Here is a 21,240-nt window from a genome sequence, read left to right on the forward strand (position 1 = left end):
TATGCTCTCATCATAACGGTTAGAGTTTCCGTCAGCGCCTACTTGAAATTCGGGCTGCCCTCATAAGCCCATTCACCACCGCTTGAAATGCCTTCTTCCACCAATAAAGGCTCTCTGTGATTTCTCCGCCATGGTTACTCCGCTTACTCAACGGTTTTTCATGTAAAATTGAACTTATTGTACTCCAATGCAGAAACGCTGTCAATAAGGCATTTGTAAAAACTAAAATTCATAACTATGCCTGAGATTTCACCGCTTTCTGATTATGCCTGGAATTTCCCGCATAGTCAAATCTTGGACCGCACAGTCTAAACGCAAAGGTTTCCCGGTCAACTGCGCCAACCACCTGGTCACTGTCATACAGTTCCAGCAGGAACTCTGCCATCTGCCGGCTGGTGTGATAGGTTCCAAAGAGCCTGTCATAATCATACTCATCAACATCGTTTGCCACTTTTCCAAATTCTGTTTTTGTGGCTGCCGGCGCCAGAACCTTCGCCCGCATCTTTGCCCCAGCTTCCTCTAATTCCCTTGCCAGACCTTCCGTGAATGTACTGACATAGAATTTTGCTGCACAATAAGTAACAGCAGTAGGTACGATTGTGTACCCGCCAGCAGAGGATATATTAATAAGCTGCGTCCCTTCTGTTTCCTTATAATCCCGTACAAACAAGGAAGATAAAATCGTGAGCGCCTCCACGTTTAAGTGGAGCATGGTTTCAATCTTTCTCAAATCCTGATGCGCCACGCTGTCATAATTCCCAAAGCCTGCATTATTAATCCATGTATCCAGCGGATAATCCTTCAGACTTTCATAGAACTGATACACGTTTTCCATAACGGATAGATCCGTGGCTCTGACCACCACATCCAACGCAGGATCGTTTGCTAAAATGTCTTTCTTCAGGGCTTCAAGGTTATCCTGGCGGCGGGCTGCCACAATCAGGTTCCTTCCACGGGCGGCAAATGCCTTAGCAGTCTCATACCCGATACCGGAACTGGCGCCGGTGATTACCGTATATGCTTCTTTTTTCTGTACCATTTGAAAATCCTCCTTTATCTTGATATAATCAACTATACAATGTAGAGTAAACTCTATGTCAAGAATTTGGAGGTGATTTTACCTTGAAATATTCAATCGGTGAATTTTCCAGGCTCACGGGCCTGGGAATCCATACCCTGCGCTACTATGAACAGGAAGGCCTTCTTGCCCCGGAACGTAATACCGGCAAACGCCGCCGGTATTCAGAACGGGACATTGCATGGATCAGCTTTATTAAACGCCTCAAGGATACCGGAATGCCCATTAAAGAGATTAAAAGATACGCACAGCTGCGGGCCGAGGGGAATCCGACGCTTCAGGCACGGCTGGAAATGCTGGTCCGGCACCGGCAGGCATTAAATGAACAGATTATGCAGCTCCAGGAGCACCGGGATCGGCTGGATGAAAAAATTGATTTTTACAGGAACGAAATGGGGAAGTAAACGCACCCTTCAACCATCAAAAAAGCAGGCCAAACGAGACGCTTCCTCTCAGGATTTTCGATAAATATCCCGTTATCACAATATTTTTATAAACCTATAAACCTTGCGTCCTTTTGAATTTATTTCCTCCCTGTCGATAAAATATCCCAACTTTTTGTGAAGTTCAATACTAGCCGTATTATCCTGTCTTACCTGATTAACAATTTTTCTATAACCTTTCAGTTGGGCATAATTTAATATTAATTCCATACTTTCCAGAGCATAACCACATTTTCGATAAGGCATAAATATTTCAATACCAGTGCTAATTACATCAATACCCTGTTGATAAAGCGATATCGAACCAATCGCTGTTCCGTTTAATTCAATGGCAAACCTTTCAAAATATTGATTATGGTAACAGAATGTGTTCCAGTCGCTAATCATTTTTAATATATCTGCTTTATCCAGTTCAGGATATTGATATTTTTGGATAACGGAATAGTCTTCTGGTATAAAATGTCTTAGAAGTATCAATACAAAGCCTCCTAACAATTTTAATAACCTAATTATAGCATAAGCATATAAAAAACACAGAACTGTTCAGAAGAAAGACTTCGCAACGAGTAAATTAAGAAAACGAAAGACCTATAACACTATCCGTTTTCCTGATTGATCATTTTAACTGGAAAGAACGCACTTTTTTGATAGTCCATTCCATTTTTAACAGTACATATATAAGAAAATAAGTGTGGCAGCCATGGAGCCAGGATATTCAGAATACATTACTAGAATCATCAAGAGCTGGCATAAATTTATAGCCACTACCGACCACTGTTCTTATATATCCGCCATTGGGATTTTCCTGCTTTAACTTTCGCCGGATCTGGCTGATGACGTTGGTTACTGCTGTTCCACAATTTTCACCGTCTTCTTTCCAGACCGACTCATATATCTGTTCTTTTGAGAATACCCAACCTGGATGTCCGGCCAGGAAGCAAAGAGTAAAAAATTCATATCTGCTTAGTGAAATCTGTACACCGTCCAGATACACGGTCTGTTCTCTCATCCGGATTTGCAGGCCAGGAAAAGATAATTCATTCTGGTTCTTCCAGGAGACAGGTACATCTGTTTGTTCCAGGTATCTTCCGGCTTTTTGTGTAATAAAAGCAATCAACTCCTGAACCGACATTTCATCCATATTTTCCGAATCAAAAATTAGTATCTTTGCCATTTTAATCAGACCACCTTTCTCAGCAGATTCTTCTAAAAGAAGCGGAGAATACCACGATACGATATTCTTCCGCTTCCTCGCAGACACTCTTATAATCCAGTTTTCCTTATATAAGCATAGGTCATGATCAGAAAACGTAATCCAGGAACTGCCTGGTTTCATCCTCATGAAGCCATTCCCTCATCGGAGCTTTCGTAAACGGCGGCCTTCCACCAAAAGACTTTATGCATACTGCATGCTCAATCAGTTCGCAATACAGCAGAAACACCTTTTTGTCAATCCGTTTTAGAAAGCCTAACATAATTTTTTAATTAACCACGCCATATTCTGGCCTAGATTTTTCATATTCTCAATTCCTTCCATATCGCTTTGCACATCACCAACGTCTTTTCCATAGACCATATTCCAATAGGTAGAGCCGGCTAAGACTACTTCTTTATTCAAAAAAAAGTGATTCATTGTGTCAACAGCAGCTAAACCACCGCCCCTGCGGACAGCTGAAACCGCCGCGCCGACTTTATATTTTAGAAGGCCAGGATTTGTGGCAACAATCACACCCGCCCTTTCTAAATATGCCTTCATATTGGCACTTACATCAGCAGAATAGACTGGAGATCCCAATAGAATCCCATCCGCTTCTACCATTTTCTCAAAGTATCCACAGAACTTATCCTTCTGAAAAATGCAATTCTTTTTCCCTTTACAGGAGAAGCAGCCACGGCAAGGGGCAATGATGTCATTTCCTAACTGGATCAATTCCGTTTCAATCCCTGCCTGTTTCACCTCTGATAAAACAATGTTCATGATTATCGCGGTATTACCATTCTTCCTTGCACTTCCGCTGATACCTAATACCTTCATCGTCATATCCTCCTACACTCTGCATGATTCATGGTTTGTATATTGTGCTTTAACCAGGTAAACTCCGGCCATAACAACTATAATTCCCAGCACCTCTTTTGTCGAGAGCGTTTCGGCAAAAATGAAGTAGGAATAGAGTGAAGCAATTACTGGCTGGCACAGACATACAATTGCGGATAGATTCACGCTGATCTTCCCCTGGCAATGCGCCAGAAGATTGTGTCCTATCACCTGCAGACAAAGGGTCAACCCTATCAATGGCCAGAGTTCCCCTGCTCCATGGGGAATCTGGATACCTTCTGCCAGCAGAGCTGTAACGCCCAATACCAATACACTTCCGAACCCACTTACAAACATAATTACACTGCTTTCATATCTATCTCTTAACCGGTATGAAATCAGGATAAAACTGGCATAGAAGAAAGAAGCGCAAAACGCCAGGAAATCTCCTAAATAATTTGATTTACCAGGATTGATTTTGCCTCCTAATAAAATAAACACTCCTATAACTGTAATTACCGCTCCCATCAAAAAAAACTTAGGCATTTTCTCCCGGAATAAGAAATAGGAAACAGGAATCACAGTAAATGGCGTCAGGTTTGTCAGCAAATTCGCATTAGCCACCGACGTATAACTGAAGGAAAGATTCCATAGGGCAACATCGCCAGCCAAAAAGCAACCGGCCAGAATCAGAATCAACACATCCCTTTTTGTCAGATCCTTTAAACCCCTAAATGCCAATGGGAACAATAGAGGTAAGGAAAACAGCACTCTGTAAAATCCGGTGCTTATGGGGGGCAGTGTGCTAAGCTTGACGAATATCCCGCCCGTTGCAAGAAAGGCAACCGCCACAAGTTCTAACAACACATCCTTCGTTTCATTATCTCGTTCATTTACTCTCAATATCATATCCTCCTCGTCTCTGGGTTCTCTTTGTTTTCAAAATATGATATACTCTTATTGGAACCATTAAAAGAGCCACTAAGCGACAAAATCATGGTGCCACCAAGGAGATTTTTTTATGATTAACCTTAACAGGCAGAGCAATGAACCTCTATATATGCAGATTTACATACAGATAAAAAATGAGATATTAAATGGCACGATAAAAGAAGGACAGGTATTAGCCGGCAGCCGGGGACTGGCCGGTATCCTTGGTGTCAGCCGGAACACCGTGGACGGCGCATACAGCCAGCTAACCGCCGAGGGGTATGTAACACCCAAAAAGGGGGTCGGATATATTGTCATGAAAGTGCCGGAACTTCCGACACATCAGGAAAGGCCAATACAAAATAGGATACTGACGCCTGCCGTTCATGAAAAGACCGTTCCCTCGATTTTATATGACTTGACCAACACCAGCCAGACAAACGATCTCTTTCCTAAACGGCTCTGGAAACGCTGCACCTTAGAATGTCTGGATATGCTGGAGAATGAAGCTAAAATCTCAGCCTATCAGGATAAACAGGGAGAGTCCTATCTTAGAAAAAATCTGCTTTCCTATCTGGAGCGGATCCGGGGCGTCCATTGTGATAAAAGTCAAATCATCATTACGAGTGGAATCCAGCAGTCGCTGGACTATATCTGTAAACTGCTTTCTTCCAACCGGCAAACAGTTTTGATGGAAGACCCCGGATATAATAAGGCAGCAGCGGTATTTCACAATAATGATATGGACATTCAGACCGTTTCTGTTGATGATAATGGAATCATTGTTTCCAGGCTCCCGCCCAGAACCAATGCCTGTGCAGTTTACACCACTCCCTCGCACCAGTTTCCAACAGGGGCAACCTTATCCGTCAGCCGCCGCTATGAACTGCTCGAATGGGCGCATCAAAATAATACCTTTATCATTGAAGACGATTTTGACAGCGAACTGCGGTACTATTCAAAACCCATCCCGTCGCTGCAATCCATCGACAGAAATGACTGCGTCATTTATATCGGTACATTTTCAAAGGCGCTTTCCCCCTCAATCCGTATGGGATATATGATACTGCCACCGCTTTTGCTGCAGGCTTATCTTGAAAAATTTGAACTGTATAACAGCACGGTGCCGCTTCTCAACCAATATGTGGTTGCCCGTCTCATTGAAACAGGTCAATATGACCGCCATGTCAGGCGCCTGAATCATATATTCCGCAAACGGCTTGAGCGGTTCTTGGCGGAACTGGATGATACAAAGAGCCAGATTGAAATAGCAAGCAACGGTACCGGGCAATATTTCCTGCTCAAATTTTCTCAAAGGGTGGATCAGCATACGCTGATTGAAAAAGCCCTTGAACACGGAGTAAAAGTATATCCAACCATGGAATTCTGGCGGGACAAAGCCGCATGTCCACCGAATACTTTATTCCTCGGCTTCAGTAAAATACGGATGGAGGATATCCCTGATTGTGTAAAACGGTTAAAGGCCGCCTGGACGGAATGGATATAGATACAACTACCAGTATGAACTGTCACGCTGCTTTAAATATGCAGAAGCTCCTTAATGTTCCCACCCAAAGCCATATCAGCAATTTCCTTTGATGGGCTGACAAATTCGACCAGTTCCCGGTAAAGATATGGTTCTCCATATGGCGCATCGGAACTAAACAGACATCTTTGAGACAGCTCAATCAATGCCATTCTGAACCAGCGTACTGTTTATCCGGAAACGCCTCCAAAGGTTGAATATTCGTTGACAGCAGTAGGAAAAACGATCCAGCCAATCTTAAAGGAGCTATGCGAATGGGGAACCAATTATCAAAAAGCGATTTCATCTATATCATGATCATCTCATAATTTAATGCTTGCAAAATGAAGCTGGAAGCTCCTGCTTTAAATTTTCAGAGCCTACAATATTTAAAAGAGAACTTTTCATAAACACAGGGATTCCCTTTCTTTTAGCCTGTTCTGCAATATTGAGAATCCATGTTTTATCAGAAGTAATTTTCCCTTTTCGATTTCCCGTTTCTGTTCCAATCACTACCCAGCCGATTCCGTTAAGATCAACCGGCCCCATATCCTCGAACAAAGGTTCAAAGGTTATAAAGTAATTGGGAGCTTTTATATGTTTCCTCATACATAAAATTCTGTCCTTATCGGCCTGGTTTGTTACGGTCACTCCAATCCACACCTGCTCCATCATTGTTTCAAAATTGATTAGCTGCGGGCGTTTAGTTAAAAACAGATATACATGCTGCGGGTTCTCACCCATTATCTGAAATACTTTTTCACGCCACCCTGGTTTCCAGCAGGAAAAGTCACTCATGCTTGTCATTAAATACGTGTGGGGGGATTTTACTGCAATTCTTTTCAGGCGTGTTTCCATAAATACCGGCATCGAAAAATCCGGCGTAATTTTAAATCGGTTATTGATTCTCCGTGCATAGCAATAATCACAGCCAATCGGACAGCCGTTTACCGGATTCAGATTTTTGATTAACGTTCCAATATCTTGTGCTTCCATAAAATCACCTCACAGTTTGATAGCGCAATTATAACTTTTCGATTGCGGCATAAGGACATGTCTTGTAACAGGTGCCACAATGAATGCAATTCTCTTCCCTAATCTGGAATGGGATTCCCTGTTCTATACAGCTTGATGGACAGACAGAAAGGCATTTTCCACACTGATTACATACATCCAGTATTTTATATCCCACAGGAGTAAGTTTCCGGCCGCCAAAAGCAAAACTCTGATGAAACGGCGGTTGCTGCCGCAGGTCAAAAAATTCTCCCTCCCCTTCATAAAGCTGGAACACAGTAAGCATTTCCCGTGACGCTGATGTTGGATAAATTTTTTTCATATAGGGGTTCCGATTGAATACTTCTTCCACAAGGCGGCTCCCCAGTTCCCGGACTTTCCCACGGACTGATACCACCACGGTTGAGAGCGTATCGTTTCCTTTCATACCACTAATTGAAACAAAATGCTGATTGTTCAGCCGGTTATAAAAATCTTTTCCCTTAGAGGTTAAGAAGAAAATACTTCTGTCGTCACACAGCATAATATCTATCACACAGGTATGCGGGAATCCATCCCTGTCATTTGTTGCAAATACAGTTGAATGGATGTCATTCGTAAGGAAAGAGAAAATATCTTTTATATTCATTTTGATGCCCCCTGCATTAAGATAACCGCTCTGCAAATCGAGTCATCTGCAGAGCGATATTCAAACTATAAGCTCAAAGGTCAAACTGCTTTGGCGGATTACCGGAAAAATCTGCAATCGTGGCTTTTCCGTCCGTGAGATAGAAAACCTCAAAGATTGGATTGTCTGCGGTCTGGTACTGCTGTTTTACAATCGGAATATTAAGGCAGGCCTGTTTCACCGCCATATTGTTCTCGAAAACGGCTTTCCCGTTCAGACGAATCCATGCGAAATCTGCATTGGAAACACAAACTTCTATGTACGGATTATTCTGCATATCTGCATAGACCTCTTTCTGGTTGTTGGTGCAGAACCACAGCTTGCCGCCCTGTTCAAAGCAGAACATAAAAGGACGGCATTTTGCTTTTCCGTCACGCCCTACAGTGGCAAGATACTGAATAGGATTCTCAGACAAAAATTTTATGACTTCGTTCATTTTGACTACCTCCTGAATAATATTTTTGATAGGCTTGCTAATTTCCAACCATGAGCTTATAATATGGCTGTAAGCGCTTAATGTAAAGTAGAAACATATTTGTAATATAGTTTCTAAAAGAAACTATAGAAAGGAATTTTAGTTTGGGGAATCGGGTTACATAAAACCTTTTTTTAAAGTAGAGTGAATGCATCAAAGACGTGCAAGAAGGATTATATTTTAGAATATTATGCTTGAATTTTTAAACATGATGTCAGGTAAGGAGAAACATGAATAAAATAGCTATATTAGGTAATAGGGGAACGTTCTGCGAGGTTGCGGCAGAGATATACGCAAAAAAAGGTGGAAGTGAAAGTGAAATAATATACTGTAAAACATTGAATAGTGTGTTTGACCGGTTAGACAGTGAGTGCCAGCTTGGTGTGTTGCCTATTGAAAATACTTTAGATGGATTTGTCCAACGAACGATCGACCTGTTAATAAAGAATAATGCATCTATTATTGGAGAAGTAATTCTGCCTGTGCATTTTTCATTTGTGGCCAATAGTATGGATACAACAAAGGTTAATAAAGTATACTGTCAGTTCAAAGCCCAGGGGCAGTGTCTGAAATTTTTAGACGGTTTGGATTCTGTTAAGATTATTACAACTGAAAGTAATAGCGATTCATTTGAACAAGTTAAAATGGGTGCGGAGACAGAAGCGGCCATTATACCGCAGCATTTATTAGTGAAGAAGGATTTTCCTTTTTCTGTTAAGGAAATTACAGATTCACCGAATAATGAAACAAGATTTATTATTATATCTAAGGGGAAACAAGAATTTGATACTGAAAAAAAATATAAAACATCTCTTGTGATTTTAGATAGTGTAACAAAACAACCGGGGATGTTACTGAACATATTAATGCCTTTTAAGAAAAATGGAATTAATTTACTCGCTATCATATCAAGACCTACGAAGCAGGAGCTGGGGGAATATTACTTTTATATAGAATTAGAAGGACATTATCTTGAACACAGAATAAAAAAATCTCTTGAGGAAATTTCAATAGACAATAATGTTAAAGTATTTGGAGCGTATGAAGCTGATTTAGGAGGGAATTATGGAACTATTATTTGAAAATGAAGCGATAGCCAGAGCTGCTATTGATGCTGGAGCAGAATTTTGTTCCGCATATCCAATTACACCTGTAACTACGATCGTTGGATCAAGGGAAAAAGTCTTTCACAGCTACATTAGGGCCAGGTTTTTCTCTGATGCAGAAAGGAGAATTCAGTTTTGACAACTAAAAAAGTTTTACCACGTTGTCCGGTGGACGTGACATTGACTCTCATAAATGACCGTTGGAAAGTGCAGATACTGCGAGAACTTCTTTATGGGACAAGACGGTTTGGGGAGATTCGGAAAGCATTGGGGAATGTGTCAACCAAAGTATTAACGGCCAACCTGCGGTCAATGGAAGATAACGGATTGCTTACCCGGCGTGTCTATCCTGAAGTGCCGCCAAAGGTCGAATATACTCTGACCGATCTTGGGTATAGTCTGAAACCAATCCTGTTTGCAATGGTAGAATGGGGGTGCAATTATAAATGTATGGTTGATGGGCAAATGCCAATGAGAACAACGGCTGGAAAAATTATGATGATTATGAAAGCTGAACCATCGGACTTTCAGGAAATTTCTGAGTTACTGAATTTAACTTCCGTCTATGTTGATTCAGAATTAATTACGCCCCAAAGGATAAATCAATTTTTCTTAAAGGCAATAAATGAGTCAGATGAAATAGTGGGGGTGATTGGCGGATGCTCTGAAAATGATACGCTGCACATAACATTGATAGCCGTCCACCCCGATTACAAGAAACAGGGGATTGGAACGAAGCTGCTTGAAGAGGCAGAAAGAGAATACCCACATCAGCATTTTAAATTGACCGTGAATCATTCAGATCAGAATATCAACGGCTTTTTAGAACGCTCCGGATATGAAAAATCCAGTCATCAAGAGAATTGTACTGTCTATCAAAAAAATATGTAAGATGGAGGAATCATACATGCAGGGATTTATTACACCACCTAATCACAAGGGATTTTCAGCCAAAAGATTATTTGACGAAAACGGTAAAATCAAATGGGGAGCAATCGCCTATATTGATGTAAACGGCGGCGGGCCAGAGGGAAACCACACACACAAGGAAGATCATATATTCATTGTCGTAGATGGGGAAGCCAGGATCATGCTTGATGATAAAGCAGTTATTGTCAAGAAAAATGAATCAGTCTTTGTAAATGGAATGACGCCACATTCCATATGGAACAATGCGAATCAAACCACTGTAGTGATAAAGATTTCTACGGAAAGTGAAGCGGAGTGAACACGATTTGGAGAACATGTGAATTGTAAAAGGAGGAGTCATGGAGCTTGACGCTATCAGAAAACAGTTAGACCGATTAGACCAGTCTTTAGATTATATAATCCTGCTTAGATTGTCCCTGGCTATCCTTGTGGGAAAAGTCAAGGAGGAGCAGCACCTGCCAATTTATCAATCGGCGCGGGAAGAAAAGATTTATTCTTCCCAAAAATTATTTTCCGAACAGACCGGTGCCGATCCGGAGGCATTAACCCGTGTGTTTAAGGAGTTAATAGCGGCGGCAATCCGGATAGAAACAAACTTAGGAGAATATCAGTTTGAAATAAAAGAAGCTGATTTGAGCGCAGTTGGACAGGCATTGGGTATGTCAAATCAAGTATTGGACAATTTTATTTCACATATGGATTCGGTAAAAGAAACCTTACATAAAAGCGGTATAGAGGGGAATAAGCTTCTTGCCTCTTTATCAAAGTACTATGAAAATGTTTTATCGGACTCAAACGGGATTGAATTATAAATTCCGAACCGCGTTGACCAGCTATCGACGGAATCCTTGACGGGTTACTCAGACTAATCTGCATAATTTTCCAGTCCCTTATAAGGAGAAAATCAAATGAAAAAATCATCGAAGTATATTGGTTTCAGCGTTATTATAGTATTTCTTGTAATTCTAACTTTGTATTTTATTGCAATACAGGTATATCCAAAATGAATATTGAAAAGGATGCCCGAAAGTCTCAGTATATTGATGTTAACTGGCAAGTATCAAAAGATACTACAAATACCATTTCTGCCATGATTTTTTATGACGGTGATTTTATCAACCATACGATATCCATATACGTTAAACGTCACGGTTTATCATCTGGCTACTTTTTCAGAGCTGGCGGTAACATCGGCAGTGATATCAATCAGGGGGTAGGAGAAATTATTATCGAGGGCTATGAAGAACGAATATTTATGTCAATGAACAGGCTGCAAATCAGTAAGATAGAGATTGACAACGGTAATGATATCAGCAGCATAGACATAGACAGCACAAAACCATTTGTTGTCATTCTCCCAGCAAACAGCGGCGCCATTACAATATATGATACGAATGGCAATTTGGTTAAAAGCACACAGTATAATTTGTAGACCATCACTAAAGAGGTGCCACTATGTTCTATTCATATAAAAATATGAAACTGCATTATGAAATGATTGGTGATGGAAAGCCCATTATTATATTGCATGGTTTAGGTTGCAACTGGACTTTAATGAAAAGCTGTTTGGAGCCTATATTTGATACTCAATCCAATTACAGACGCATATATGTAGACTTGCCCGGGATGGGCCAATCAACGGCTTCCTTAGAGTTTGCAGCCTCCGATTATATATTGGAATTATTGATTTCATTCATCAGAAATTTAGATATACTAAATTTTCTGTTAATAGGTGAATCCTATGGCGGATATTTGGCACGCGGAATTCTGGCAAGACAGTTTAAAAATGTGGATGGGATGATGCTATTATGCCCTGTTATAGAACCAGATCATAGCAAGCGCACTCTGCCATTAAATGATATATTTTTTTCAGATGAAAAATACTTAAATACACTGACCGATACAGAAAGAACGGATTTTTGTGAGTATTCTGTTCTCGCTAATCAATATACACATCAGAGATATAAAAATGAAGTTCTGGCCGGCTTGGTACTGGCTGATAATAATTTTATAAATACCCTGGAAAATAACTATGAATTCAGCTTCAATGTAGACGAGATCATTCGGGGTATTACTTATCAAAAGCCAGTTCTATTTATATGCGGTAAACAGGATAAGTGTGTCGGCTATCAAGACGCATGGCGGCTTGCAGAGAGCTATTCAAGAGCAACATTTTCTGTATTGGATATGGCTGGACATAATTTGCAGATTGAACAGCCCCATTTATTTAATGAACTGGTTATTGACTGGCTTTTAAGAATTGAACAGGCGTAAAATGCTTTTCGCAAATTCAGTGTCGGTCATGACCTCCAATTTGGTAGTCGTACTGTGAATCTGTTCCCATATTAGATAATGCAATCCGTCTGGCTACCTGTTTCCCCAAACGATGGCAGAACTGGAAAGCGGACTACAGATCATTCAAACACTTATAAAGGAAAACCAGACGGTTATTCAACGGGAGGAATTTATCATTTAACCAGTAAACCGTATTTATCTTATAAAAAATAAAGACAGGGAGTATACAATGAAACAAGCAGAAAATTCATGGTTTTCTATTACTGAACATATAGATAACAATTGTCTCGATTTCTCAGTAAATACAAATGCCTTGGGCATACCAGACACCATCCGCCAAAATATATCAAGTGTAATTAATGCTGTTGGTTTCTACCCGGATTCCGATTGCAGTACCCTGTCTGCCGCTTTAGCAGAAAAATATAAAATATCCTCAAACTGCATTCTTTGTGGAAATGGAGCGGATGACTTACTTTATCGCCTGGTCTTTGCCTTGAACCCCCATAAGGCACTTATTATAGAACCGACTTTTGAGGAATACAGCCACGCACTGGAGTTAATCGGCTGCAGCGTATACCATTACCAATTAAGTCCTACCAATCAATTTAAACTTGACCAAAATGTATTGTCAGTAATAACAAACGATTTGGATATCCTGTTCCTTTGCAATCCGAATAATCCTACTGGTAATCTTGTCTGTGAACCGCTTATGGGGGAAATTATCAAAAAATGCCGGAAAGAAAATATACTTCTGGTTATAGATGAATGCTTTTTAGAATTCGTGCAGGAATGGGAGCAATATACCCTAAAACAAAAGGCAGCACTGTCCTCAAATATTATTGTGATTGATGCTTTTACTAAAACTTATTCTTTAGCAGGATTCCGGCTTGGATTTTGTATTTCCGGTAATCATGTATTACTTAAAAAAATGAAAACACAGGGACAGAGTTACAGTGTTTCCGTTCCGGCTCAATTCGCAGGGTTATGTGCGCTTATGGATAAATGCTATATGCAAAAGACTTATAACTTTTTGTCCGATGAACGAAATTGGCTGTTTTCGCAATTGCTAGCACTGAACATTACTGTATGGCCATCCTATGGAAATTACCTGCTCTTTCGGTCAACCTGTAAAAACCTACGAAAAAGACTTTTAGAGAAAGGAATTAAAACGCGGGACTGCTCATACTTCTATGGCTTAGGGTCAGAATATTGCCGTATAGCCATTAGGATACATGAGGAAAATGAAAAATTTGTTGAAACATTGCATGCAGTCCTAAATCAATAAAACTACTTTTACCAGTAAAATCCTGTCCCCTATATGCCAAAAGCCAGGGCATGAGACCAGTCTATTGGCTCCCATGCCCCTGCTTATATTTAGATTTTGTCGTATATGCCCTTCCATCTTGTGATGCAGCTCATTTAAGTAAAATACCATTTGCAAAACCTATAATTATAAGTCTATATTTTCATTTCCGGTCTTATACATTTTATATAACTTTCCAGTTATCTCAAGCATTTTCGCCCTCATAGATAATGGTTCAACGCACTCTACTTTGTCGCCATAACTCAATAAATAATTGACTGAAAGATTGTTAACAGGCATGTAAACCTGTGCAATATAATAATCTGTATTTTCTTGTGACAGGCATTCTTCTCCAAAACGGGAAATAATTTTGTCCACGACATTTTCATGCACACGAAGTTTCACTTTTGTTAATGTCTCATCATTAAATTTTGTCGGTTTACTATACTCAGCGGGGAAAGGACGCGGCTCAAACACTTGTTCATCCACACGCAAATTCTTCATTCGCAAAATTTTGAATGTACGAAAATCCTGCCGCATGAGACAGAAGCCTTGAATATACCAATCTTCCTCTCGTAACAACAGACAGTATGGCTCAATTTTCCGTACACTGTCCCGGCTTTTATTATCTTTGTATTCAAATTCTAAAAGGAATTTTTGCTCAATCGCTCTTTGAACAAATTTTATTCTTTTAAGAACACTATCCGAATATAACCAGGGTGAAAAATCCAGGCGGATTTGATTCGTCCTAAAATTTAGTTCTTCCTGTTTCTCTGGTGGTATCATTCCTTTCACCTTTGCCAGCGCAGTTGTTATATCCTGACTTGGCAAATTACTCTGTATACTGCCTAATGCCATAAGCAGGGCCGTAATCTCATTAGTCGAAAACAAGTGCTTTTCAACTTTATATGATTTTAATATACTGATGCCATTGCCGGGGCCAGATACAGCCACAACAGGAATACCGGCCTGATTTATGGAGTCTAAATCCCTATATATTGTGCGGGTTGAAACTTCAAACATATTTGCCAATTCTTCTGCATTCACTTTATCCCGCTCTAACAATATCATAATGATTGCAATCAGCCTATCTATTTTCACATAATCAACCCCATCTATTTTTTGATACGATTATAAATTCCTGACATATAGATGTCAAGAATATTGTGGTACTATACAATAAAAATCAAAGGAGAAATCATATGAAAAAATTTGAAGCACAGGTTAGCTTAATGACAGCAAAAAGTGATACGGCTATTTGGACGATTTGGACAGATGTTCCAAGCTGGCCAAAATGGGACGATTCTTCTAAAGCTGAAATAAACGGCGCTTTCGAGGCGGGCAATATAATTCGTTGCTTTGCGGAGGGTGAACCGGAACCCCGGAGCATGATGATTATTTCGGTAAAGAAAAATGAGGAATTTATCGATCAGACGGACCTGCCCTTTGGAAAAATCGTGACATATCACTTAATCAGGCCACTTGATGGAAACATTCAGGTAACACATAGAATGGTTGCTGAAATAGATGACAATATGGCGGATATGTTTGGAAATGAAATCTGGCCCCATATTCAATCTGGTATTTTCGAGGCACTAAACGGTTTAATCAATTTATAGAAAAGAGTGCCGGGAAGGGTTACAGCCCCCGGCGTTCTTCCATTCAGGAGGATAGCGGAGATGGATATATTTGATACAATTATAAAAAGAGGATCAAATCGCCGGTTTTGTCCAGAACAAATAAAGACTGATGAGTTGAATAAAATATTGGAAGCAGGTGAAATGGCTCCGATTGCTTCAAAAAATTATGACAGCATGATGATTACAGTAATTCAGGATACAATGCTGCTTAGAAAAATTGGTAAGACAGTAGGCATTTATCTGGGAAAATCTTTCATAGATCCTTTATATAAAGCCCCTGCCTGCGTAATAATCTCAGGAAAAGAGTATCAACCTTTTCAATTAGGTGAAGGCAATAAAATACCGCAGCCAAATTTAGAGTACATTAATGCTGGCTGTATAATCGAGAATATGACTTTGGCTGCTACTGATATGGGGATTGGCAGTGTTTGTATCACGGGGGCTTTATACGCATTCACGTTAGATAACAATTTATTAGAGCAGCTAAACTTGCCAGATAACTTTCGGCCATTAGCCGGCATGGTACTTGGTTATCCACAGAAGCCTCTGCCTAACAGGAGAAAGCGGAAATGGAAAATACCTGTTCAATATCATTAGATAGTGCAACTTATGAAATATTGCTCATGTGCTAAACTGCAGCGCCTCCGAAAAAGTACCTGCTGTCTATGCATTTAGGACATTAACAGTATCCGAAAATTAAGGACTTTTAGAGACAGTCAGCGGACGGAAGAATGATGAACTATCCCAGGAAAACGGAAGTCTAAATGCGTGGAAAAAAAATAAAACAATCGGGGCAGGGAAGCTTTGTTTATCGGCTTCCATGTCCCGATTATTGTTTACATCCTGTCGTATATACCCTTTAATGTATACTGGGTTAAAATATGCCCTTCCATCATGTGATACAGCTCATTTAAGTAAAATCCCGTCTGCAGATCCAACAGGCCATCCAGTGCAAAAACATGCAGCTCATAAGTATGTGCCTGATCGGGTGGTGTCATGCCTCCATAGAAGCTGGACAGATTCCTGCTTTGCTGGCCGCCTTGGATACTCGTCCAGCTATTGCAGCCCTGGATAAAGTCACAGGCCGTCTGGCTCTCATTATCCTTCAGCTCATTGCGCGTGATGTTCGCGGCCAGCCAGTGAACCCATACAAATCCACCTGTAACCGGATAGGAGTCTTTGTCTTCCAGGATGACCGCAAAAGAAACGGTCCCCTCCGGAGCCTCCTCAATTTTAAATGGCAGGGAATACGTTGGAATCCCGTTTTCATTAAACTGGGTCCCGCGCCCTCCATATTGGTCCTGGATCTTTCCGCCGATGATTCCTGTACTCGTCACAATCATAATTCCACCTCCATGCGATTTATTCAATACCATCATACCCACATGGATTCCCGACGTAAATTACCCACTTTTTCGTAGGTATTATTCCGGGACAACTCCCTTTTCAATCAGCAGGGCCTCTTTTCCCTGTGCTTTCAGGTATTCAATCCCGATATGCTGCATGATTTTCAGCGCCTGCAAAAGCTCCCTGCCCTGTCCTTCCGTTAAGGAATACTCTACATGCAACGGATAGCCCTCGAAGGATTTCTTCTCTACAAAACCATAGTCTATCAACTCCTTTAGCTGCTCCAGCAGCATCTTCTGTGTAATCCCATCAATATCCTTTTCCAGCTTGGCAAGAGAGGTCGGTCCCAGGCGCAGCCGCCATATAATGATTGGCTTCCATTTGCCTTTTATCATATCATGTACCAGTTCGAGGGGGCATGTAAATTCTTCCCGCATTTTCATATTGCCATCACATCCTTTGCCCCCTATCTTACCTCAAATTCTATTTTTTCTCAATGCCATTAACAGCTTTGTAAATCAGATCAGCATCCCATTATTAGGGCTTATGATCTGCCCTGTCATGGAATCCTGGGCCAAAACCGCACAGATTAATTCCGCAATGTCTTCCGCTGTTGAAATTCGCTGTAGCGGGAGATTGCCGCTGAGCCGGTACATTTTTTCTTCCTCACCGGACCACCATCTTGTAGAAATAGCTGCCGGCGCTATGCAGTTTACCCGGATATCAGGTGCCAGGGCGCGGGCCAACGATTTCGTCAGGCAATGGACAGCAGCTTTGGAAGCGGCATATGGCAGCGAGGATCCGGATCCTGTTATGCCGGCAATACTCCCCATATTAAGAATCGAACACCCTGTCTTTGTTTTCATGAATGGTACCACAGCACGGGTGCAATAAAATGCGCCCTTTACATTGACAGAAAATAGCTTCTCCCACATCGCATCCATAACACCCTCCAAATCATCCAAATCCAGCTGCTCTGTTATACCTGCATTGTTAACCAGGTAGTGAATTCCTCCAAATTGATTCTGCACCTCCAAAACCATTTTATGAACCTCTGAATCTTTAGAAATATCCGCTCTGATTGCAGCCGCATTACCTCCGTTCTTTACTATCATCTGAACCGTTTCCTGCGCCTCCTCATGGGAGTGAGCGTAACTAACAATGACAGAAGCCCCATATTCCGCCAACTTTATGCATGCGGCCCGTCCAACTCCCGTTCCGCCTCCGGTGACAAGGGCCACTTTATTTTTGAATGTTATCATAGAATGCCTCCTTTTCTTTTGGATTTATTATACTTTCTGATTCAGATATTGTATAATAACCGGTAATGATACATGCAATCACACAGAATGATAGGTGGGTAAATTGGAAAGTCTTGAATTAAGGATTTTTAAAGAAGTCGCATATACAGGCTCTATAACCGGGGCAGCCGCAAATTTAAACTATGTGCAATCGAACGTGACTGCCCATATAAAAAGGCTGGAAGAGGAACTGGGAACCACGCTATTTGCGCGTCATGGAAAAGGGGTAACTCTGACAGAAGATGGGGAAAAATTATTGTACTATGCAGATGCAGTCCTGGAACTGCTGGAGCGCGCAGTTTCCGAGTTAAGGAAGGCTTCCACAAAACTGAAAATTGGGACCACCCAGACGCTGGCCGCCACTCGATTACCCCGGTGGCTTGCTGATTATCAAAAACAACACCCTGATGTGGCCTGTTCATGCGTTACGGATCGGCAGGACCGCCTTATTTCTTTACTAGAAAAGGGGGAAGCTGATTGTGTCTTTGTGGAACCTCAGTATTTAAAACCACACTTAAAATCCATCTTTTCTTTTAAAGAAATGTTAAGCATCCTTGCACCGGCCGGCAGCACGTTGGAGGACATATGCAGGTATCCTCTCATCGTAAACACGATAGAAACCTGCCCCTATCGAAGAATGCTCCAAAACTGGGTGCTTTCCCAAATACATTCCATTCCTGCTTTGATAGAACTCGATACCGTAGAGGCAATATCCCATGCAGTCGCTCTGGGAACCGGTATCTCCCTCCTTCCCACAGCTGTAACTGCCGGGAATCGTAAATTAAGCACATTTCAGGTGTCTGGGATTGATGAACTGACAATCTATATGGTGACATCCTGCAATTCACAGAAAAAAGAAGTCTATCAGTTCAGGGATGTGATTATACCTTCCCAAATGAGGAATGATGGGATGAAGACTGGAATATATGAGGTGCTATAAATGAAAATGCGTCAGGAATATACCTGCCCCCTGGAAATTATACATGACATTGTAAAAGGGAAATGGAAAACCATCATCATTTTTCAATTAAGAAAAGGGAATCGGACATTTTCAGAATTACAACATACGATAGAAGGTATATCGGAAAAAATGTTATTACAGCAACTGAAAGAACTGCGCGAATTTGATTTGATTGATAAGATAAGCACAGAAGGCTATCCACTACATGTGGAATACTTTCTGACGGGACGAGGACGAAAGTTGCTGCAGGCCGTAGAAATCATGCAGGAACTCGGCATCGAATACATGCTAGAACATGGAGGCGCCGATATTCTTGAGCAAAAAGGAATTCCGTATAGCCAGAGCTTACCTACCAAAAAGTAAGTAATTTACTATATCCTCATTTCAATTATAATAGATCTAAAAACATATGGAGGTAATTGAAATGAGTATAGGACTGCTTTTGATTGATATACAGAATGACTATTTCCCAAATGGGAAATATGAATTGTATCGGCCGGAATCAGCAGCAAATCAGGCAAAGAACGTATTACAGATATTCCGGGAACATGGGCTTCCTGTTTTCCATGTCCAGCATATTAATCCATCTCCAGACGCAGCATTTTTTGTACCAAATACAGAGGGAGTGCGCATCCATAAAAGTGTTTACCCTCAAACTGGGGAATTAGTAATTGAGAAGCATACACCGGACAGCTTTTATCAGACCATTTTAAAATCGGAACTTGATAAAAAAGATATCCGTCATTTAGTGGTCTGCGGCATGATGACACATATGTGCGTCGATACTACGGTAAGGGCTGCTAAGAACCTGGGCTATGAGATCACTCTTTTGGAAGACGCATGTGCAACGAAGGAACTGGAATGGAATCATATATCCGTACCCGCACCTGTTGTCCAAGCCGTATTTATGGCTTCCCTAAGCAATAAATTTGCGGAAATTGTAACTGTAGATCAATGGAATATATTCAGGTAATAAACAAGCTGGGTAACTCCTTTTAGAAGGTATCTGGCAAAATTAATAAAAGTAAACTGTGTAAACATACCCAAGGATTACGCAAACGGCACAATTTTTTGTTTCCATCTCCTTCCAGATTGAGACATACAGGCAGTCTACAAAGACGAACGTATAGAATTTTTAATGGCCGGTTCTGCAATTCATCGGCTGTTTCAACCACCCTGTCCGTGACGGTTGGGATTGTTTCATGGGATACCTTAAAGCCATAGATATCTTCGGTAGTAACCGGGATATCCCGTTGGCTCATGCCCCGTGCATACATGGCCAGTACTTTATCCTCAACGCCGCTGACACCATGGGTGTGTTTGGGGATTGCTTGGGGCTTAAAGGTGGGCTCACAGTCCCTTGGCACCTCTTTGGGATACCTGTTGGTGGAGGGATATGTCCTGGCCTTTTTCGGTGCTTTTATATGGCTTTTTATTTTCTTCAAATCATCTGCATCCCCCCGTTTACCTGCAGCACCTCGCCTGTGATATAATCAGCCATATCCGAGGCGAGGAACAGGGCTGCATCTGCAATATCCTTATCTGTCCCAATCCGCTTAAGCAGCGTCCTTGCAATATAATTATCCCTGTCTGCCTTAATCCGCGCCTGTGTCATTGGTGTCTTTGTGATTCCTGGCGCAATGGCATTGACCCTGACCCCATACACCCCCAAATCCACTGCCAGGCCCCGGGTAAGACTGACCACCGCCCCTTTTGCAGCAGAATAGCCTGCATATCCTTTACAGCCACTGAACGCGTCTATGGAAGACAGATTGATAACCGAACTCTTTTCATGCCGGATAAGGTAAGGTATGGCTTCATGGATGACCCGGATTATACCCATGACATTTACATCCAGCATCTTCATCCATGAATCCTCCAGATGCGGCTTCAATATATCGGTTTCCAGGAACAGGGCCGCATTATTCACCACTGTATCAATGGTACCAAATATATGTACCGCCTCTGCCACAGCCGCCTTTACATCTTCCTCCCTGGATATGTCACAGGGCATATATGCAGCCTCTCCCTTGCCGCTCCCGCATAAGCGGACCGTTTCTTCCAGCGCTTCTTTCCTCCTCCCCACCAGGAATACCCTGGCATTCTGTCCCGCCATACAGATGGCAATCCGTCTTCCTATGCCGCTCCCGGCCCCTGTAATCAGCGCAGTCTTTCCTGTGAGCATGTTTC

Annotated in this window: 28 protein-coding genes and 4 pseudogenes; 17 read left to right on the top strand and 15 right to left on the bottom strand. The window is 41.4% G+C overall.

Features of this window, described 5'->3' with window-relative positions; all coding sequences use genetic code 11:
- Window positions 1–235 precede the first annotated feature (235 nt).
- The gene (locus tag MCJ35_RS24190) at window positions 236–1,039 is read right to left on the bottom strand and encodes an SDR family NAD(P)-dependent oxidoreductase (protein WP_025484844.1); all 804 of its coding nucleotides are present in this window, start codon (window positions 1,037–1,039) and stop codon (window positions 236–238) included.
- 83 nt (window positions 1,040–1,122) lie between these two features.
- On the opposite strand from MCJ35_RS24190, the gene MCJ35_RS24195 reads away from it, so the two are divergent.
- Window positions 1,123–1,482 carry a MerR family transcriptional regulator gene (locus MCJ35_RS24195; RefSeq protein ID WP_025484842.1) on the top strand — a complete coding sequence of 120 codons (360 nt, stop codon included), beginning with the start codon at window positions 1,123–1,125 and terminating at the stop codon, window positions 1,480–1,482.
- A 75-nt stretch (window positions 1,483–1,557) separates the two neighbouring features.
- Here the strand turns inward: MCJ35_RS24195 and MCJ35_RS24200 are convergent, their stop codons facing one another.
- The 4 genes from MCJ35_RS24200 to MCJ35_RS24215 form a co-directional block, all read right to left on the bottom strand.
- Entirely contained in the window at window positions 1,558–1,998 is a 441-nt protein-coding gene (locus tag MCJ35_RS24200; RefSeq protein ID WP_025484841.1) for a GNAT family N-acetyltransferase, read from the bottom strand.
- A gap of 238 nt (window positions 1,999–2,236) precedes the next feature.
- Window positions 2,237–2,695: a winged helix-turn-helix domain-containing protein gene (locus tag MCJ35_RS24205; protein ID WP_025484840.1), complete on the bottom strand. Its 459-nt coding sequence runs from the start codon at window positions 2,693–2,695 to the stop codon at window positions 2,237–2,239.
- A 294-nt stretch (window positions 2,696–2,989) separates the two neighbouring features.
- Window positions 2,990–3,556: a flavodoxin family protein gene (locus tag MCJ35_RS24210; RefSeq protein ID WP_025484839.1), complete on the bottom strand. Its 567-nt coding sequence runs from the start codon at window positions 3,554–3,556 to the stop codon at window positions 2,990–2,992.
- A gap of 12 nt (window positions 3,557–3,568) precedes the next feature.
- Window positions 3,569–4,459, bottom strand: coding sequence for a DMT family transporter (locus MCJ35_RS24215; RefSeq protein ID WP_025484837.1), 891 nt, complete (start codon window positions 4,457–4,459; stop codon window positions 3,569–3,571).
- Between the two features lie 157 nt (window positions 4,460–4,616).
- Between MCJ35_RS24215 and pdxR the strand changes: the two genes are divergently transcribed.
- A complete protein-coding gene (gene pdxR, locus MCJ35_RS24225; protein WP_488473322.1) occupies window positions 4,617–5,993 on the top strand; it encodes a MocR-like pyridoxine biosynthesis transcription factor PdxR in 1,377 nt (458 codons plus the stop codon).
- A gap of 32 nt (window positions 5,994–6,025) precedes the next feature.
- Here the strand turns inward: pdxR and MCJ35_RS24230 are convergent.
- Window positions 6,026–6,187 (bottom strand): annotated as a pseudogene (locus tag MCJ35_RS24230) (amidohydrolase family protein); the annotation flags it as partial.
- Window positions 6,188–6,194: 7 nt separating this feature from the next.
- Between MCJ35_RS24230 and MCJ35_RS31700 the strand changes: the two are divergent.
- A pseudogene (locus MCJ35_RS31700) lies at window positions 6,195–6,329 on the top strand (winged helix-turn-helix transcriptional regulator); the annotation flags it as partial.
- 12 nt (window positions 6,330–6,341) lie between these two features.
- Here MCJ35_RS31700 and MCJ35_RS24240 read toward each other — a convergent pair.
- From MCJ35_RS24240 to MCJ35_RS24250, 3 genes are all read right to left on the bottom strand, one after another.
- Window positions 6,342–7,007 (bottom strand): DUF5131 family protein, encoded by a 666-nt coding sequence (locus tag MCJ35_RS24240; protein WP_034577251.1) that lies wholly within the window; start codon window positions 7,005–7,007, stop codon window positions 6,342–6,344.
- Window positions 7,008–7,035: 28 nt separating this feature from the next.
- On the bottom strand, window positions 7,036–7,653 hold the full coding sequence (locus tag MCJ35_RS24245) for a 4Fe-4S binding protein (protein ID WP_025484834.1): 618 nt from the start codon (window positions 7,651–7,653) through the stop codon (window positions 7,036–7,038).
- 73 nt (window positions 7,654–7,726) lie between these two features.
- Window positions 7,727–8,128 (bottom strand): pyridoxamine 5'-phosphate oxidase family protein, encoded by a 402-nt coding sequence (locus tag MCJ35_RS24250; protein ID WP_025484833.1) that lies wholly within the window; start codon window positions 8,126–8,128, stop codon window positions 7,727–7,729.
- Between the two features lie 269 nt (window positions 8,129–8,397).
- On the opposite strand from MCJ35_RS24250, the gene MCJ35_RS24255 reads away from it, so the two are divergent.
- From MCJ35_RS24255 to MCJ35_RS24295, 9 genes and pseudogenes are all read left to right on the top strand, one after another.
- Window positions 8,398–9,249, top strand: a complete 852-nt coding sequence (locus MCJ35_RS24255) for a prephenate dehydratase (protein WP_025484832.1) — start codon at window positions 8,398–8,400, stop codon at window positions 9,247–9,249.
- Window positions 9,233–9,412 (top strand): hypothetical protein, encoded by a 180-nt coding sequence (locus tag MCJ35_RS24260; protein WP_025484830.1) that lies wholly within the window; start codon window positions 9,233–9,235, stop codon window positions 9,410–9,412. The genes MCJ35_RS24255 and MCJ35_RS24260 overlap by 17 nt, the downstream gene beginning before the upstream one ends.
- Window positions 9,409–9,732 (top strand): annotated as a pseudogene (locus MCJ35_RS24265) (winged helix-turn-helix transcriptional regulator); the annotation flags it as partial. The gene MCJ35_RS24260 and the pseudogene MCJ35_RS24265, both read left to right, overlap by 4 nt.
- Window positions 9,733–9,777: 45 nt before the next feature.
- Window positions 9,778–10,164: a GNAT family N-acetyltransferase gene (locus MCJ35_RS24270; RefSeq protein ID WP_240299808.1), complete on the top strand. Its 387-nt coding sequence runs from the start codon at window positions 9,778–9,780 to the stop codon at window positions 10,162–10,164.
- 16 nt (window positions 10,165–10,180) lie between these two features.
- Window positions 10,181–10,501, top strand: coding sequence for a cupin domain-containing protein (locus MCJ35_RS24275; protein ID WP_025484827.1), 321 nt, complete (start codon window positions 10,181–10,183; stop codon window positions 10,499–10,501).
- 40 nt (window positions 10,502–10,541) lie between these two features.
- On the top strand, window positions 10,542–11,015 hold the full coding sequence (locus tag MCJ35_RS24280; protein ID WP_025484826.1) for a chorismate mutase: 474 nt from the start codon (window positions 10,542–10,544) through the stop codon (window positions 11,013–11,015).
- 191 nt (window positions 11,016–11,206) lie between these two features.
- Window positions 11,207–11,635: a hypothetical protein gene (locus MCJ35_RS24285; RefSeq protein WP_240299680.1), complete on the top strand. Its 429-nt coding sequence runs from the start codon at window positions 11,207–11,209 to the stop codon at window positions 11,633–11,635.
- Between the two features lie 23 nt (window positions 11,636–11,658).
- Window positions 11,659–12,477: an alpha/beta fold hydrolase gene (locus tag MCJ35_RS24290; RefSeq protein WP_240299681.1), complete on the top strand. Its 819-nt coding sequence runs from the start codon at window positions 11,659–11,661 to the stop codon at window positions 12,475–12,477.
- 250 nt (window positions 12,478–12,727) lie between these two features.
- The gene (locus tag MCJ35_RS24295; RefSeq protein WP_025484825.1) at window positions 12,728–13,783 is read left to right on the top strand and encodes a pyridoxal phosphate-dependent aminotransferase; all 1,056 of its coding nucleotides are present in this window, start codon (window positions 12,728–12,730) and stop codon (window positions 13,781–13,783) included.
- A gap of 165 nt (window positions 13,784–13,948) precedes the next feature.
- Here the strand turns inward: MCJ35_RS24295 and MCJ35_RS24300 are convergent, their stop codons facing one another.
- Window positions 13,949–14,902 carry a helix-turn-helix transcriptional regulator gene (locus MCJ35_RS24300; protein WP_025484824.1) on the bottom strand — a complete coding sequence of 318 codons (954 nt, stop codon included), beginning with the start codon at window positions 14,900–14,902 and terminating at the stop codon, window positions 13,949–13,951.
- Between the two features lie 101 nt (window positions 14,903–15,003).
- On the opposite strand from MCJ35_RS24300, the gene MCJ35_RS24305 reads away from it, so the two are divergent.
- Complete coding sequence (locus tag MCJ35_RS24305; protein WP_025484823.1) at window positions 15,004–15,420, top strand: SRPBCC family protein; 417 nt, start codon at window positions 15,004–15,006, stop codon at window positions 15,418–15,420.
- Window positions 15,421–15,480: 60 nt separating this feature from the next.
- A complete protein-coding gene (locus tag MCJ35_RS24310; protein ID WP_025484822.1) occupies window positions 15,481–16,038 on the top strand; it encodes a nitroreductase family protein in 558 nt (185 codons plus the stop codon).
- Window positions 16,039–16,277: 239 nt separating this feature from the next.
- Here MCJ35_RS24310 and MCJ35_RS24315 read toward each other — a convergent pair whose 3' ends face one another.
- From MCJ35_RS24315 to MCJ35_RS24325, 3 genes are all read right to left on the bottom strand, one after another.
- Window positions 16,278–16,784: a YbhB/YbcL family Raf kinase inhibitor-like protein gene (locus tag MCJ35_RS24315; RefSeq protein WP_025484821.1), complete on the bottom strand. Its 507-nt coding sequence runs from the start codon at window positions 16,782–16,784 to the stop codon at window positions 16,278–16,280.
- Between the two features lie 81 nt (window positions 16,785–16,865).
- Window positions 16,866–17,231: a winged helix-turn-helix transcriptional regulator gene (locus MCJ35_RS24320; protein WP_025484820.1), complete on the bottom strand. Its 366-nt coding sequence runs from the start codon at window positions 17,229–17,231 to the stop codon at window positions 16,866–16,868.
- A 75-nt stretch (window positions 17,232–17,306) separates the two neighbouring features.
- Window positions 17,307–18,050: an SDR family NAD(P)-dependent oxidoreductase gene (locus MCJ35_RS24325; protein ID WP_034577248.1), complete on the bottom strand. Its 744-nt coding sequence runs from the start codon at window positions 18,048–18,050 to the stop codon at window positions 17,307–17,309.
- A 103-nt stretch (window positions 18,051–18,153) separates the two neighbouring features.
- Between MCJ35_RS24325 and MCJ35_RS24330 the strand changes: the two genes are divergently transcribed.
- The 3 genes from MCJ35_RS24330 (at window position 18,154) to MCJ35_RS24340 (ending at window position 20,023) form a co-directional block, all read left to right on the top strand.
- Window positions 18,154–19,029 carry a LysR family transcriptional regulator gene (locus tag MCJ35_RS24330; protein ID WP_025484817.1) on the top strand — a complete coding sequence of 292 codons (876 nt, stop codon included), beginning with the start codon at window positions 18,154–18,156 and terminating at the stop codon, window positions 19,027–19,029.
- Window positions 19,030–19,413 carry a winged helix-turn-helix transcriptional regulator gene (locus MCJ35_RS24335; RefSeq protein WP_025484816.1) on the top strand — a complete coding sequence of 128 codons (384 nt, stop codon included), beginning with the start codon at window positions 19,030–19,032 and terminating at the stop codon, window positions 19,411–19,413.
- A 61-nt stretch (window positions 19,414–19,474) separates the two neighbouring features.
- Window positions 19,475–20,023, top strand: a complete 549-nt coding sequence (locus MCJ35_RS24340) for a cysteine hydrolase family protein (RefSeq protein ID WP_025484815.1) — start codon at window positions 19,475–19,477, stop codon at window positions 20,021–20,023.
- Between the two features lie 66 nt (window positions 20,024–20,089).
- Here MCJ35_RS24340 and MCJ35_RS24345 read toward each other — a convergent pair.
- A pseudogene (locus MCJ35_RS24345) lies at window positions 20,090–20,417 on the bottom strand (transposase); the annotation flags it as partial.
- A gap of 74 nt (window positions 20,418–20,491) precedes the next feature.
- Entirely contained in the window at window positions 20,492–21,235 is a 744-nt protein-coding gene (locus MCJ35_RS24350; protein WP_025484811.1) for an SDR family NAD(P)-dependent oxidoreductase, read from the bottom strand.
- Window positions 21,236–21,240 lie beyond the last annotated feature (5 nt).

Origin of the sequence: Enterocloster sp. OA13, from assembly GCF_022440595.1 — a bacterium.
GTDB lineage: Bacteria > Bacillota > Clostridia > Lachnospirales > Lachnospiraceae > Enterocloster > Enterocloster hominis.

Coding starts and splice junctions, on each gene's coding strand:
- MCJ35_RS24190 (WP_025484844.1), bottom strand. CDS start 1,039: ATGGTACAGAAAAAAGAAGCATATACGGTAATCACCGGCGCCAGTTCC.
- MCJ35_RS24325 (WP_034577248.1), bottom strand. CDS start 18,050: ATGATAACATTCAAAAATAAAGTGGCCCTTGTCACCGGAGGCGGAACG.
- MCJ35_RS24290 (WP_240299681.1), top strand. CDS start 11,659: ATGTTCTATTCATATAAAAATATGAAACTGCATTATGAAATGATTGGT.
- MCJ35_RS24315 (WP_025484821.1), bottom strand. CDS start 16,784: ATGATTGTGACGAGTACAGGAATCATCGGCGGAAAGATCCAGGACCAA.
- MCJ35_RS24275 (WP_025484827.1), top strand. CDS start 10,181: ATGCAGGGATTTATTACACCACCTAATCACAAGGGATTTTCAGCCAAA.
- MCJ35_RS24240 (WP_034577251.1), bottom strand. CDS start 7,007: ATGGAAGCACAAGATATTGGAACGTTAATCAAAAATCTGAATCCGGTA.
- MCJ35_RS24210 (WP_025484839.1), bottom strand. CDS start 3,556: ATGAAGGTATTAGGTATCAGCGGAAGTGCAAGGAAGAATGGTAATACC.
- MCJ35_RS24285 (WP_240299680.1), top strand. CDS start 11,207: ATGAATATTGAAAAGGATGCCCGAAAGTCTCAGTATATTGATGTTAAC.
- MCJ35_RS24245 (WP_025484834.1), bottom strand. CDS start 7,653: ATGAATATAAAAGATATTTTCTCTTTCCTTACGAATGACATCCATTCA.
- MCJ35_RS24350 (WP_025484811.1), bottom strand. CDS start 21,235: ATGCTCACAGGAAAGACTGCGCTGATTACAGGGGCCGGGAGCGGCATA.
- MCJ35_RS24320 (WP_025484820.1), bottom strand. CDS start 17,231: ATGAAAATGCGGGAAGAATTTACATGCCCCCTCGAACTGGTACATGAT.
- MCJ35_RS24340 (WP_025484815.1), top strand. CDS start 19,475: ATGAGTATAGGACTGCTTTTGATTGATATACAGAATGACTATTTCCCA.
- MCJ35_RS24205 (WP_025484840.1), bottom strand. CDS start 2,695: ATGGCAAAGATACTAATTTTTGATTCGGAAAATATGGATGAAATGTCG.
- MCJ35_RS24270 (WP_240299808.1), top strand. CDS start 9,778: ATGAAAGCTGAACCATCGGACTTTCAGGAAATTTCTGAGTTACTGAAT.
- MCJ35_RS24280 (WP_025484826.1), top strand. CDS start 10,542: ATGGAGCTTGACGCTATCAGAAAACAGTTAGACCGATTAGACCAGTCT.
- MCJ35_RS24250 (WP_025484833.1), bottom strand. CDS start 8,128: ATGAACGAAGTCATAAAATTTTTGTCTGAGAATCCTATTCAGTATCTT.
- MCJ35_RS24310 (WP_025484822.1), top strand. CDS start 15,481: ATGGATATATTTGATACAATTATAAAAAGAGGATCAAATCGCCGGTTT.
- MCJ35_RS24255 (WP_025484832.1), top strand. CDS start 8,398: ATGAATAAAATAGCTATATTAGGTAATAGGGGAACGTTCTGCGAGGTT.
- MCJ35_RS24335 (WP_025484816.1), top strand. CDS start 19,030: ATGAAAATGCGTCAGGAATATACCTGCCCCCTGGAAATTATACATGAC.
- pdxR (WP_488473322.1), top strand. CDS start 4,617: ATGCAGATTTACATACAGATAAAAAATGAGATATTAAATGGCACGATA.
- MCJ35_RS24260 (WP_025484830.1), top strand. CDS start 9,233: ATGGAACTATTATTTGAAAATGAAGCGATAGCCAGAGCTGCTATTGAT.
- MCJ35_RS24305 (WP_025484823.1), top strand. CDS start 15,004: ATGAAAAAATTTGAAGCACAGGTTAGCTTAATGACAGCAAAAAGTGAT.
- MCJ35_RS24295 (WP_025484825.1), top strand. CDS start 12,728: ATGAAACAAGCAGAAAATTCATGGTTTTCTATTACTGAACATATAGAT.